11 protein-coding genes are annotated in these 12,221 nt (G+C 63.5%); 9 read left to right on the top strand and 2 right to left on the bottom strand.

Annotation, left to right across the window (positions count from 1 at the left end):
• Positions 1-61 precede the first annotated feature (61 nt).
• Positions 62-994: a serine O-acetyltransferase EpsC gene (gene epsC, locus FPB55_RS00935; protein ID WP_009682231.1), complete on the bottom strand. Its 933-nt coding sequence runs from the start codon at positions 992-994 to the stop codon at positions 62-64.
• A 307-nt stretch (positions 995-1,301) separates the two neighbouring features.
• On the opposite strand from epsC, the gene tcyJ reads away from it, so the two are divergent.
• The 9 genes from tcyJ to FPB55_RS00890 all read left to right on the top strand — a co-directional run bounded on the left by tcyJ (position 1,302) and on the right by FPB55_RS00890 (position 10,293).
• The gene (gene tcyJ / locus FPB55_RS00930) at positions 1,302-2,096 is read left to right on the top strand and encodes a cystine ABC transporter substrate-binding protein (protein ID WP_115293239.1); all 795 of its coding nucleotides are present in this window, start codon (positions 1,302-1,304) and stop codon (positions 2,094-2,096) included.
• The gene (gene tcyL / locus FPB55_RS00925; protein ID WP_009682229.1) at positions 2,093-2,761 is read left to right on the top strand and encodes a cystine ABC transporter permease; all 669 of its coding nucleotides are present in this window, start codon (positions 2,093-2,095) and stop codon (positions 2,759-2,761) included. Before tcyJ ends, tcyL begins: the two co-directional genes overlap by 4 nt.
• 2 nt (positions 2,762-2,763) lie before the next feature.
• Positions 2,764-3,522 carry an L-cystine ABC transporter ATP-binding protein TcyN gene (gene tcyN, locus FPB55_RS00920; RefSeq protein WP_009682228.1) on the top strand — a complete coding sequence of 253 codons (759 nt, stop codon included), beginning with the start codon at positions 2,764-2,766 and terminating at the stop codon, positions 3,520-3,522.
• A 262-nt stretch (positions 3,523-3,784) separates the two neighbouring features.
• Complete coding sequence (locus tag FPB55_RS00915; RefSeq protein ID WP_115293238.1) at positions 3,785-5,026, top strand: SfnB family sulfur acquisition oxidoreductase; 1,242 nt, start codon at positions 3,785-3,787, stop codon at positions 5,024-5,026.
• 150 nt (positions 5,027-5,176) lie between these two features.
• Entirely contained in the window at positions 5,177-6,358 is a 1,182-nt protein-coding gene (locus FPB55_RS00910) for an SfnB family sulfur acquisition oxidoreductase (RefSeq protein ID WP_009682226.1), read from the top strand.
• Positions 6,358-7,755 (top strand): LLM class flavin-dependent oxidoreductase, encoded by a 1,398-nt coding sequence (locus tag FPB55_RS00905; RefSeq protein WP_115293236.1) that lies wholly within the window; start codon positions 6,358-6,360, stop codon positions 7,753-7,755. The genes FPB55_RS00910 and FPB55_RS00905 overlap by 1 nt, the downstream gene beginning before the upstream one ends.
• The gene (locus FPB55_RS00900) at positions 7,748-8,548 is read left to right on the top strand and encodes a MetQ/NlpA family ABC transporter substrate-binding protein (RefSeq protein WP_009682224.1); all 801 of its coding nucleotides are present in this window, start codon (positions 7,748-7,750) and stop codon (positions 8,546-8,548) included. Before FPB55_RS00905 ends, FPB55_RS00900 begins: the two co-directional genes overlap by 8 nt.
• Before the next feature lies 1 nt (position 8,549).
• Positions 8,550-9,659, top strand: coding sequence for an ATP-binding cassette domain-containing protein (locus tag FPB55_RS00895; RefSeq protein ID WP_009682223.1), 1,110 nt, complete (start codon positions 8,550-8,552; stop codon positions 9,657-9,659).
• Positions 9,649-10,293: a methionine ABC transporter permease gene (locus FPB55_RS00890; RefSeq protein ID WP_144187356.1), complete on the top strand. Its 645-nt coding sequence runs from the start codon at positions 9,649-9,651 to the stop codon at positions 10,291-10,293. The genes FPB55_RS00895 and FPB55_RS00890 overlap by 11 nt, the downstream gene beginning before the upstream one ends.
• A gap of 31 nt (positions 10,294-10,324) precedes the next feature.
• Here FPB55_RS00890 and dibA read toward each other — a convergent pair whose 3' ends face one another.
• Positions 10,325-12,220 (bottom strand): phosphodiesterase DibA, encoded by a 1,896-nt coding sequence (gene dibA, locus FPB55_RS00885; RefSeq protein WP_033690290.1) that lies wholly within the window; start codon positions 12,218-12,220, stop codon positions 10,325-10,327.
• Position 12,221: the final 1 nt, after the last annotated feature.

Here is a 12,221-nt window from a genome sequence, read left to right as displayed (position 1 = left end):
GGTCCTTGTAAGAGCCCGTTTCACCTTGAAAAGTGCCGGTGCACGCCAGGCAAATTTCAGGTCAATGCTTGTCTTGGCAATCCAGCTGCAAGTTGGCCTGGGTGATGTTGCTCTCGGCTGGCACACTGCGGGTCAGCCACACGTTGCCGCCAATGGTCGAGCCTTTACCGATGGTGATGCGCCCCAGTACCGTGGCGCCGGCATAGATCACCACATCGTCTTCGACGATTGGGTGGCGTGGCAGGCCTTTGTGCAAGGTGCCCGACTCGTCGCTTGGGAAACGCTTGGCGCCAAGGGTCACAGCCTGGTAGATACGCACGCGCTCGCCGATGATCGCGGTTTCGCCGATGACCACCCCCGTACCGTGGTCGATGAAGAAACCCGGCCCGATCTGCGCGCCAGGGTGAATGTCGATACCGGTGGCTGAATGCGCCAGTTCCGAACTGATGCGCGCCAGCAGTGGCAGACCTGCCCGGTACAGATGGTGCGCCAGGCGGTGATGGATGATTGCCAGCACGCCGGGGTAGCACAGCAGCACCTCATCGACGCTACGGGCCGCCGGGTCGCCGTGGTAGGCAGCCAGCACATCGGTGTCGAGCAACACCCGCAGCGCTGGCAAGGCTGCCGCGAAATCCTGTACCAGCCTCAGCGCGTGAGCATCCACACCGGCCAGCTCGGCCTGGCTTTGCCGGGCGGCGTAACGCAGCTCCAGTCGGGCCTGGGCCAGCAAGGCGGTCAGGGCGGCATCGAGGGTGTGGCCCACGTAGAAATCTTCACTTTCTTCGCGCAGGTCGACCGGGCCCAGGCGCATAGGGAACAGCGCACCACAGAGTTGCTCGAGTATCTGCCGCATCGCCTCGCGCGACGGCAGCTCGCGGCCACCCTGCTCGCCGCTGCTGCGGCCATTGCGGGTGCGCCACTGCTCACGCGCGCCGCGCAGGCCGGTTACGATGCTCTGCAACTGCCAGCGCCCGGATAATGGTTGTTCGCTCACGGTTTTCTCCTGCCGTATAGGCCATCGGGTTGTTTCGCCATGCCCGCGAAAGGGCCGGGCGTGCCTGCGTGCAATCCACTCTACGGCAAATCCGCCTCTTGGAAAAAACTACGCTTTATTCCATCCTGCGCCATGTCGGGCACACCCTGCGGTGACGGCGCAGGCAACCTCGCCTACCCTCAAAGCAATCACGCTCTGATAACGAACAAAATGGAAATAACAAAATAATTTTTTATTATTTCCAGGCCTAAAAAGCCAATTCTATAGTCGCCACCCTCTCCCTACACAACACGCGCGGGGCTCTGCCATGTCGAAGTTCGCCAAACCGCTACTCAATGCCAGCCTGGCCCTTATGCTGGGTGCTGGTCTGCTCGGCCAGGCCTTCGCCGGCGAAGAGCTGAAAACCATTCAGGAAAAAGGCGTGATCAACGTCGGCCTCGAAGGCACCTACCCGCCGTTCAGCTTTCAGGATGAAAACGGCAAGCTGACCGGTTTTGAAGTCGAGCTCTCCGAACTGCTGGCCAAAGAGCTGGGGGTCAAGGCCAAGATCCAGCCAACCAAGTGGGACGGTATTCTCGCCGCGCTGGAGTCCAAACGGCTGGACATCGTGGTCAACCAGGTGACCATTTCGGAAGAACGCAAGAAGAAGTATGACTTCTCCGAGCCTTACACCATCTCCGGCATCCAGGCGCTGATTCTCAAGAAGAAGGCCGAGCAGCTGAATATCAATGGTGCACAGGATCTGGCCGGCAAAAAAGTCGGCGTGGGTCTAGGCACCAACTACGAGCAGTGGGTGAAACAAGACGTACCGAAAGCCGAGGTGCGCACTTATGAAGACGACCCGAGCAAATTCGCCGACCTGCGCAACGGCCGCATCGACGCCATCCTGATCGACCGCCTGGCGGCGCTGGAATACGCGCAAAAAGCCAAGGACACCGAACTGGCCGGCCCTGCCTTCTCGCGCCTGGAAAGCGGCGTGGCTCTGCGCAAGGGCGAGCCTGAACTGTTGGCGGCCATCAACAAGGCCATCGACAAGCTCAAGGCTGACGGCACGCTGGCCAAGCTGTCGGAAAAATATTTCGGTGCCGATGTCACTAAATGATCGCTGAAAGCCTGCAACTCGTCGCCGACTCCGCGCCCTTCCTGCTCAAGGGCGCGGGTTACACCGTACTGCTCAGCGTGGGCGGCATGTTCTTCGGCCTGGTGCTGGGCTTTGCCCTGGCGCTGATGCGGCTGTCGAAGGTACTGCCGCTCAACTGGCTGGCGCGGATCTATGTGTCGTTCTTTCGCGGCACGCCGCTGCTGGTGCAACTGTTCGTGATCTATTTCGGCATGCCGCAGATCGGGATCGAACTTGACCCCATCCCGGCCTCGCTGATTGGCCTGTCGCTGAACATGGCGGCTTACATCTGCGAAATCCTGCGCGCGGCGATTTCATCGATTGACCGTGGCCAATGGGAAGCCGCGGCCAGCATCGGCATGACCCGGGTGCAGGCCATGCGCCGGGCGATCCTGCCCCAGGCCCTGCGCACCGCCCTGCCACCGCTGGGCAACAGCTTCATTTCGCTGGTCAAGGACACCGCCCTGGCAGCCACCATCCAGGTACCCGAGCTGTTCCGCCAGGCCCAGCTGATTACTGCACGCACCTTCGAAGTGTTCACCATGTACGTGGCGGTGGCGGTTATCTACTGGGTGCTGTGCAGCATCCTCGCGCACTTCCAGAACCGTATGGAAGCGCGGGTCAACCAGCATGACCAGGAGCATTGAGCATGATTGAAGTCAAAGGCCTGACCAAGCGGTTCAAGGGCCAGACCGTGCTCAACGGCATTGACCTGACCGTACAGCCCGGCGAGGTGGTGGCCATCATCGGCCCCAGCGGCTCGGGCAAGACCACCTTCCTGCGCTGCCTGAACCTGCTGGAAACGCCCGACGCCGGGCAGATAAAGATCGGCGCCATCAGCATCGATGCCAACCACCCACTGGGGGGGCAGCAAAGTGCGATCCGCCGGTTGCGCCAGCAGGCCGGGTTCGTGTTCCAGAACTTCAACCTGTTCCCGCACCGCACAGCCTTGGAAAACGTGATCGAGGGGCCGGTGATCGTCAAGAAGACCCCGCGCGAACAGGCTGTCGAACTGGGCCGCCGCTTGCTGGCCAAGGTTGGCCTGGCGGGCAAGGAAGATGCCTACCCGCGTCGCCTGTCCGGTGGCCAGCAGCAGCGGGTGGCCATCGCCCGCGCCTTGGCCATGGAGCCCGAGGTGATTCTGTTCGACGAGCCGACCTCGGCGCTGGACCCGGAACTGGTGGGTGAAGTGCTGGCGACCATTCGCGGCCTGGCGGAAGAAAGGCGTACCATGGTCATCGTCACCCACGAAATGAGCTTTGCCCGTGACGTGGCTAACCGGGTGATCTTCTTCGACAAAGGCGTGATCGTGGAGCAAGGCGAGGCCAAAGCGCTGTTTGCTGCGCCGAAGGAAGAGCGTACCCGGCAGTTCTTGCGCAAGTTCCTTGGGACTGCTGCTTCCGAGTAGGCCTGCTCTGGGCCCTTCGCGGGTTCATCCGCGAAGAGGTCGGCGTAGCCGCGGAAATCTCTCCTTCTATATATATTCCAAAGAGTTAGTTCATTAAATTTTTATAAAGCATTAGGGTATATCAACCGGACCACCGGACCAGCACACGTTCGCCGCGACCAGCTGTAGCGGCTTTACTTTTCGCGAGGTCAGGAATGGTCAGCATCACAATTTCCCCAGTGCGTAACGCCAGGGCATTGAGTACAGCCAAGGAGCGGTACTGATGTCCAGCCAACCCAACAGCCTATTACACAGCGATCTCGACAGCGCTCCCCCGTTGCTGCCAGCCAAGGTGTTGCGCAACGACGCCGAAGCCTTGCAAGTGGCACGCGAACTGGCCGAGGTCGCCCGCGAGCATGCCGCCCGCCGCGACCAGCAACGCAAGCTGCCATGGGCCGAGGTCGAGCTGTTCACCCGCAGCGGGCTGGGTAGCATCAGCGTACCCAAGGCCCACGGTGGTCCCGATGTTTCGTTCGCCACCATCGCCGAAGTGTTCCGCCTGATCAGCGCCGCCGACCCGGCCCTGGGGCAGATCCCGCAGAACCAGTTCGGCATCCTGCAATTGCTGCGCCTGACGGCAAGCGAAGCGCAACAGGCGTTTGTTTTCCGCAGCGTGCTCGAAGGCTGGCGCATCGGCAATGCCGGGCCCGAACGCGGCACCAAGGACACCCTCACGCTCACCGCGCGTATCACCCGCAACGGCGACGGTTATCGCATCAGTGGCGAGAAGTTCTATTCCACCGGCGCCCTGTTCGCCCATTGGGTGGCGGTCAAAGCCCTGGACGACGACGGCCGTCAGCGCCTGGCGTTCGTACGTAGAGGCAGCCCGGGGTTGCGCATCGTCGATGACTGGTCCGGGTTTGGCCAGCGCACCACCGCCAGCGGCACGGTACTGCTGGACCAGGTGCCGGTGGAGGCGGCGCTGGTGATCGATAACTGGCGCCAGCGCGATATACCCAATACCCAGGGCGCGGTCTCGCAGTTGATCCAGGCAGCAATCGATGCAGGTATCGCTGAAGCGGCCATCGAAGATGCGATCAAGTTCGTTCGCGAGAAGTCGCGGCCTTGGGTCGACGCCAATGTCGAGCGCGCCAGCGACGATCCTTACGTGATCGCTGACGTCGGGCGCCTGAAGCTTGAACTGCATGCGGCGCAAGCGTTGCTGCGCAAGGCCGCGCAGGTGCTTGACGAGGTCAGCGCCGCGCCCGTGGATGCCGCGAGCGCTGCGCGCGCGTCCATTGCGGTGGCCGAAGCCAAGGTGCTGACCACTGAAATTGCCCTGCAGGCCAGCGAAAAGCTGTTCGAGCTGGCTGGCAGCCGCGCCACCCTTGCCGAATTCAACCTCGACCGCCACTGGCGCAACGCCCGGGTGCACACGCTGCATGACCCGGTGCGCTGGAAGTACCACGCGGTTGGGGCTTACCACCTTAACGGGACCTTGCCCGCGCGGCATTCCTGGATCTGAATTCAATGGCCTTGGGGGCTGCTTTGCAGCCCATCGCGACACAAGGCCGCTCCTACCCGTGGCGCGGACCGGCATGGAACCGCGTATCCCTGCAGGAGCGGCCTTGTGTCGCGATGGGCCGCATAGCGCTCCCAAGGCCCGGAGAAACCCATGACCATCAGAATCATCACCAGCGACACCCAAGCCCTGCATGTCGCCGACGAAATCGCCCAACAACTGCGCCGCGACAGCGCCCTGCGCGACCGCGAACGCCGGCTGCCGCACAGCGAACTGGACCTGTTCACCCGCTCCGGCCTGTGGGCCATCAGTGTGCCGAAGGCCTTCGGCGGCGCTGGCGTGTCCAACGTCACCCTGGCCAAGGTCATCGCCCGCATCGCCCAGGCCGACGGCTCGCTGGGGCAGATCCCACAGAATCATTTCTACAGCCTGGAAGTACTGCGGGTAAACGGCAGCCCCGAACAACAGAAGCGGCTGTATGGCGAAGTACTGGCCGGCCGCCGTTTCGGCAATGCCCTGGCCGAACTGGGTACCAAGACCGCCAACGAACGCACCACCCGCCTGAGCCGTGACGGTGACGGCTTTCGCATCAATGGCCGCAAGTTCTACGCGACTGGCGCCATCTACGCCCAGCGTATTCCCACGTCGGTGGTCGATGAACAGGGCGTGCAGCACCTGGTGTTCGTGCCGGCCGATAGCCAGGGCGTGCAGGTGATCGACGACTGGAGCGGCTTCGGTCAGCGCACCACCGGCAGTGGCTCGGTTCTGCTGGACAACGTTTACGTCAGCGCAGCGGACGTGGTGCCTTTCCAGAGTGCCTTCGAGCGCCCCACCCCGGTCGGCCCGCTGGCGCAGCTTCTTCACGCCGCCATCGACACCGGCATCGCCCGCGCCGCCTACGAGGATGCCCTGCACTTCGTGCGCACCCGCAGCCGACCATGGGTCGACGCAGGCCTGGACAAGGCAAGCGATGACCCACTGACGCTGAAAAGCTTCGGTCACCTGGCGATCCGCCTGCACGCGGCCGAAGCCCTGCTGGAACGCGCTGGCGAATACCTCGACCGCGCCCGCAACGACAGCACCGCCAACACCGTCGCCGCGGCGTCCATCGCCGTGGCCGAAGCGCGTGCCATCAGCACGGAAATCGCGCTTGCCGCCGGCACTGCCCTGTTTGAACTGAGTGGGAGCCAAGCGACGCTGGCCGAGCACAACCTCGACCGCCATTGGCGCAACGCCCGCGTGCACACCTTGCACGACCCGGTCCGCTGGAAATACCACGCCATCGGCAATTACTACCTCAACGACGTCAATCCGCCACGCCGGGGGACGCTCTGATGGCCAAGCAAATCCTGCTCAATGCCTTCAACATGAACTGTGTCGGGCACATCAACCACGGCCTGTGGACCCACCCACGGGACACTTCGACCCAGTACACCAGCCTGGAGTACTGGACCCAGCTCGCACGCCTGCTGGAGCGCGGCCTGTTCGATGGGCTGTTCATCGCCGATATCGTCGGTACCTACGATATCTATGGGCAATCGCTGGACGTCACCCTCAAGGAGGCCATCCAGTTGCCGGTCAATGACCCCTTGCTGCTGGTTTCGGCCATGGCCGCCGTCACTCGCCACCTGGGTTTTGGCCTTACCGCCAACCTGACCTACGAGGCGCCGTACCTGTTCGCCCGACGCCTATCCACCCTGGACCACCTGAGCCAGGGCCGGGTTGGATGGAACATCGTCACCGGTTACCTCGACAGTGCCGCCCGCGCCATGGGCCTGGCACAGCAACCCGAACATGACCGCCGCTACGACCAGGCCGACGAATACCTGCAGGTGCTGTACAAGCTGCTGGAGGGCAGCTGGGCTGACGACGCGGTGGTCGCTGACCGCGAGCAGCGCATCTATGCCCGCCCCGACAAGGTGCGCAAGGTGCAGCACCATGGCGAGTTCTACAAGGTCGACGGTTACCACCTGTGCGAGCCCTCGCCGCAGCGCACCCCGGTACTGTTCCAGGCAGGCAGTTCGCAACGGGGCCTGGGCTTCGCCGGGCAACATGCCGAATGTGTCTTCATCAGCGCTCAGGACAAGACCGCGGCCCGCGCCCAGGTCGAGCAGGTACGCGCGGCTGCCTCGGCTGCCGGGCGCGCCCCGCAGGCGGTCAAGGTCTTCATGGGCATCACGGTGATCGTCGCGGCGACCGAGCAACAGGCCCAGGCCAAGCATGCCGAGTATCTGCAGCACGCCAGCGCCGAGGCCGGCGTCGCACATTTTGCGGCCTCGACCGGCATTGACTTCGCGGCCTATGCACTGGACGAGCCGATCCCCTTCAGCCAGGGCAACGCCATTCAGTCAGCCACCCGCCAGTTGCAGGGCAACGCCTGGACCCGCCGGCGCCTGTTGCAACAGCACGCGCTGGGCGGGCGCTACGTGAAGGTGGTCGGCGACCCCGAGCAGGTCGCCGAACAGTTGATCGCCTGGCTCGACGAGACCGGCCTGGACGGCTTCAACCTGACCCGCACCGTCACCCCGGAGAGCTTTGAGGACTTCATCGACCTGGTCGTTCCTCAACTGCAACAACGCGGCCGCTACAAGACCGCGTACGCCGAGGGCACCCTGCGCCAGAAACTGTTCCAGGCCGACCACCCGCACTTGCCCGCCGACCACCCTGGTTCGGCTTACCGCTTTACCCGCACCCCTACCCCTGCACCGACTGGAGCCCTGCACCATGCTTGAAAAACTGTTCCGGCCCGTCGTGGCCATCGCCCTGTCCCTCGGCCTGTGCGCCACTGCCCAGGCCGCCGAACCCCTGAAGATCGGCACTACCTCGGCCTTTGCGATCCCGCTGGAAGCCGCCGTGGAAGAAGCCCACAAGCAAGGCCTGGAGGTGAAGCTGATCGAGTTCAGCGACTGGATCGCGCCCAATGTCAGCCTCAACAGCGGCGACATCGACGTGAACTACTTCCAGCACATCCCGTTCCTGGAGAATGCCAAGGCGGCTGCGGGCTTCGACCTGGTGCCCTATGCACCGGGCATTATCAACAACGTGGGCCTGTACGCGAAAAAGTACAAAAGCTTCGCCGACCTGCCTGAAGGGGCGAGCGTGGCCATCGCCAACGACCCGATCAACAGCGGCCGCGGCCTGCAACTGCTGGCCAAGGCCGGGTTGATCACGCTCAAGCCAGGGGTTGGCTACAAAGCCACCGAGGACGACATTGTCGCCAACCCGAAAAAGCTGAAGATCCTGCAAGTCGAAGCCGTGCAGCTGGTGCGTGCCTATGACGACGCCGACCTGGTGCAGGGGTACCCGGCATACATTCGCCTGGCCAACAGCTTCGATGCCAGTTCAGCGCTGCTGTTCGACGGTCTGGAAAACAAGGAGTACGTGATTCAATTCGTGATTCGCCCGCAGAGCAAAAACGACCCACGCCTGGCACAGTTCGTCGACATCTACCAACATTCGCCTGTCGTACGCGCAGCGTTGGACAAGGCTCACGGCAAGCTGTACCAGGCCGGTTGGGAAGGCTGACATGAGCCAGGCCAGCGCATTCAAGGCGCCCACCCCCCAACCGCGAGCGTCAACGGCCAGGGAGCACGCCCTGCACCCGGAAATCAATCAAGCCCATGTACGCTTCATCGGCCTGGGCAAGACCTACCCTGGGCAGGCGCAACCCGCTTTGCACGGCATTGACCTGAACATTCGCCAGGGCGAAGTGTTCGGCATCATCGGCCGCAGCGGCGCCGGCAAATCTTCGTTGCTACGCACCATCAACCGCCTGGAACGCCCCAGCCACGGCCGGGTACTGATCGACCAGGTGGACATCGCGGCGTTCGATGACGACCAGCTGGTGGCGCTGCGCCGGCGTATCGGCATGATCTTCCAGCATTTCAACCTGCTGTCGGCGAAGACAGTGTGGCAGAACGTCGAGCTGCCCTTGAAGGTGGCGGGCGTGGCCAAGGGCGAGCGACAACGCAAGGTCCGGGAGCTGCTGGCACTGGTCGGCCTGCAGGAGAAACACCACGTGTACCCCGCGCAATTGTCAGGCGGGCAGAAACAGCGCGTGGGCATTGCCCGGGCACTGGTGCATGACCCCGAGATCCTGCTGTGCGACGAAGCCACCTCCGCGCTGGACCCGGAGACCACGGCCTCGATCCTGGAACTGCTGCGCGATATCAACCGGCGCCTGGGCCTGACCATCGTGCTGATTACCCACGAGATGGCGGTCATCCGTGATATCTGCCACCGGGTGGTGGTGCTGGACCGCGGCGAGGTGGTTGAGCAGGGCGAAGTCTGGCGTGTCTTCGGCGCCCCTCACCACGAGGTCACCCGAACCCTGCTTGCGCCGCTGCAAGCGCGGCTGCCTGCGGCGCTGCAAGCCAGCCTGCAGGCCCACCCCTCAAGCCGTGACTGCGCCGTGGTATTGCAACTGAGTGTACTTGGCGAGCCTGAACTGTCTGCCCTGTTCCACGACCTGGGCGGTCGCGTGCGCTTGCTGCAGGGCGGCGTGGCGACCATTGGCGAGCACGCCCTGGGCCAGTTGATCCTGTCGGTGCAGCACGCACCGCACGATACCCAACAATTGCTGCAACGCGCCCGCCGTTGGGCGGACAACGTAGAGGTGCTGGGCCATGTGGTTTGATCGTCTGCTGGAAGGCTTGCTCGATACCCTGCTGATGGTTGGCGTGTCGTCGCTTATCGCCTTGCTGCTGGGGATACCCCTGGCACTGCTGCTGGTCACCAGCGGCAGGGGTGGCATATTCGAGGCAGCCTTGCTGAACCGGGTACTTGGCGCCTTCGTCAACCTGTTCCGCTCGATCCCGTTCCTGATCCTGATGGTCGCGCTGATCCCGTTCACCCGGCTGGTGGTGGGTACGACCTATGGTGTGTGGGCGGCGGTTGTCCCGCTGACCATCGCCGCCACGCCGTTCTTTGCCCGGATCGCCGAGGTCAGCCTGCGCGAAGTCGACCATGGCTTGGTGGAAGCCGCGCAGGCCATGGGTTGCCGGCGCTGGCACATTGTCTGGCATGTGTTGTTGCCCGAAGCGTTGCCGGGTATTGTCGGCGGTTTCACCATCACCTTGGTGACCCTGATCAACTCCTCGGCCATGGCCGGGGCGATCGGTGCCGGAGGGCTGGGCGACATCGCCTACCGGTATGGCTACCAGCGCTTCGACAGCCAGATCATGCTGACCGTGATCGCCATGCTGGTGGCGCTGGTGGCGTTGATCCAGCTGGGTGGCGACCGATTGGCAAAAGGCTTGAACAAGCGTTGAGTTCTTCGCGGGCAAACCCGCGAAGAGGCCCTCAATCCCAGTGCAAATCCGCAGCCGGCACCGGCCGCCCGAACCAGTAGCCCTGCCCCAGCTGGCACTGCTGCTGCAGCAGGAAGGCGGCCTGCTCTGCCTGCTCGATACCCTCGGCATGGACCTGCATGCCCATGCTGCGGGCCAGGGCGATGATCACCCGCACGATCGCGATGTCATCCTCATCCAGCGGCAACCCGGCAACGAAGCCCTGGTCGATTTTCAGCTTCTGAACGGGCAAACGCTTGAGCCGCAGCAGCGAAGAGTAGCCGGTGCCGAAGTCATCAATGGCCAGGGTCACGCCAAGCTCACGTAAGCGGTGAAGTTGCTCCAGCGCCACCTCCGGGTCTTCCATCACAGCGCTTTCGGTCACTTCCAGCTCCAGCAAGGCGGGGGCCAGGCCGGTGTCGTGCAGGACGTCGGCCACTTGCCGGTACAACTCATGTTGGCCAAACAGCCGGCTGGAGATGTTCACCGCCACGAACGCCAATTGCCGGCCTTGCGCCTGCCACTGCACCATTTGCCGGCAGGCCTGGCGCAGCACCCAGGCATCGATTTCGGCAATCAGGCCGGTACGCTCGGCGATCGGGATGAACTCGCCTGGCGGCACCAGGCCGCGCTGCGGATGCTGCCAGCGCACCAACGCTTCGACCCCGACCAGGCTGCCGGTCGCCAGGTCGTGTACCGGCTGGAAAAACACCCGCAGTTCGTCATGCTCCAGTGCGCGGCGCAACTCGCCCGCTGTTTCAACCCGGTGCTGGGCGTGGGCCGTCAGTTCTTCGGTGTACAGCGCATAGCAGGCTCGCCCATTGCCCTTGGCCTTGTACAAAGCCGAATCGGCGTTGCGCAGCAACTGTTCGGCACACAAGGCATCGCTGGGGAACAGGCTGATACCGGCACTGACACTGATGAACAACCGATGGCCATCGAACAGGAACGGCTCGCGCATGCGCTCGATGATGCCCTGCGCCAGTTTGCCTGCCTGGCCGACTTGCTGGCAGCCTTCGGCCAGCACGCCGAACTCGTCACCGCCCAGCCGGGCCAAGGTCACACCATTGCCCAGTATCTTGCCCAGGCGCTCCCCCACCAGCCTCAGCAACTGGTCACCGATGGTGTGGCCAAGGCCATCGTTGATGCTCTGGAAGTGGTCCAGGTCCAGCAGCAGCAGGGCGCACCCACGCTTGTTGGCCTGCGCCGCGGCCAGGGCCTGCTCGACGCGGTCGTTGAACAGCAAGCGGTTGGGCAGGCCGGTCAGCGGGTCGTGGTGGGCCAGGTAGGCCAGTTCCTGCTCCGAATGCTTGATCGCGCTGATGTCACTGAACACGGCCACGTAATGGCTCAGCTCACCCTCGTCATCGTGAATAGCGCAGATGGTCTGCCACTGCGGGTAGATTTCGCCGCTTTTGCGCCGGTTCCAGATTTCGCCGCTCCACTCGCCCTTTTCAGCCAGGGTGGCGTAAACCTGCTGGTAGAAGGCCTGGCCATGGCGGCCCGACTTGAACTTGCTCGGGCGCTGGCCGATCACCTCGTGCTGCTGGTAACCGGTAATGCGCATGAAGGCACGGTTGACGTGCACGATCAGGCCCTGGCGGTCGGTTACCAGCACCCCTTCCAGGGTACTGTCGAACACCGCGGCGGCCATGCGCAGGCGTTCCCGGTCTTCGCAGCGCAACCGCGCGCCATGGCCGATGAAATGCAGCAGCCGCACCCGGGACAGGTAAATCAGCAAGGCACTGCACAGCACCCACACCACCACGTTGATCTGCCGCCCCACGGTCAATGCCAGGGGGTCGTCGGTCATGCTCTGAAGCATCACCTCGGCCAGCACCAGCCAGAGGATCGAGAGCACCACATAGAGCGCGGCCATGCGCAAGGCGTCGCGAACGGAAACAGACATG

The organism is Pseudomonas sp. BJP69 (genome assembly GCF_007633355.1).
Lineage (GTDB): Bacteria > Pseudomonadota > Gammaproteobacteria > Pseudomonadales > Pseudomonadaceae > Aquipseudomonas > Aquipseudomonas juntendi.
This window is presented reverse-complemented; position numbering and strand designations above follow the sequence as displayed.

What these genes read in the sequence shown, in the direction of transcription:
- tcyJ (WP_115293239.1), top strand. Translation starts at nt 1,302, where the DNA reads ATGTCGAAGTTCGCCAAACCGCTACTCAATGCCAGCCTGGCCCTTATG.
- tcyL (WP_009682229.1), top strand. Translation starts at nt 2,093, where the DNA reads ATGATCGCTGAAAGCCTGCAACTCGTCGCCGACTCCGCGCCCTTCCTG.
- tcyN (WP_009682228.1), top strand. Translation starts at nt 2,764, where the DNA reads ATGATTGAAGTCAAAGGCCTGACCAAGCGGTTCAAGGGCCAGACCGTG.
- FPB55_RS00915 (WP_115293238.1), top strand. Translation starts at nt 3,785, where the DNA reads ATGTCCAGCCAACCCAACAGCCTATTACACAGCGATCTCGACAGCGCT.
- FPB55_RS00910 (WP_009682226.1), top strand. Translation starts at nt 5,177, where the DNA reads ATGACCATCAGAATCATCACCAGCGACACCCAAGCCCTGCATGTCGCC.
- FPB55_RS00905 (WP_115293236.1), top strand. Translation starts at nt 6,358, where the DNA reads ATGGCCAAGCAAATCCTGCTCAATGCCTTCAACATGAACTGTGTCGGG.
- FPB55_RS00900 (WP_009682224.1), top strand. Translation starts at nt 7,748, where the DNA reads ATGCTTGAAAAACTGTTCCGGCCCGTCGTGGCCATCGCCCTGTCCCTC.
- FPB55_RS00895 (WP_009682223.1), top strand. Translation starts at nt 8,550, where the DNA reads ATGAGCCAGGCCAGCGCATTCAAGGCGCCCACCCCCCAACCGCGAGCG.
- FPB55_RS00890 (WP_144187356.1), top strand. Translation starts at nt 9,649, where the DNA reads ATGTGGTTTGATCGTCTGCTGGAAGGCTTGCTCGATACCCTGCTGATG.
- dibA (WP_033690290.1), bottom strand. Translation starts at nt 12,220, where the DNA reads ATGTCTGTTTCCGTTCGCGACGCCTTGCGCATGGCCGCGCTCTATGTG.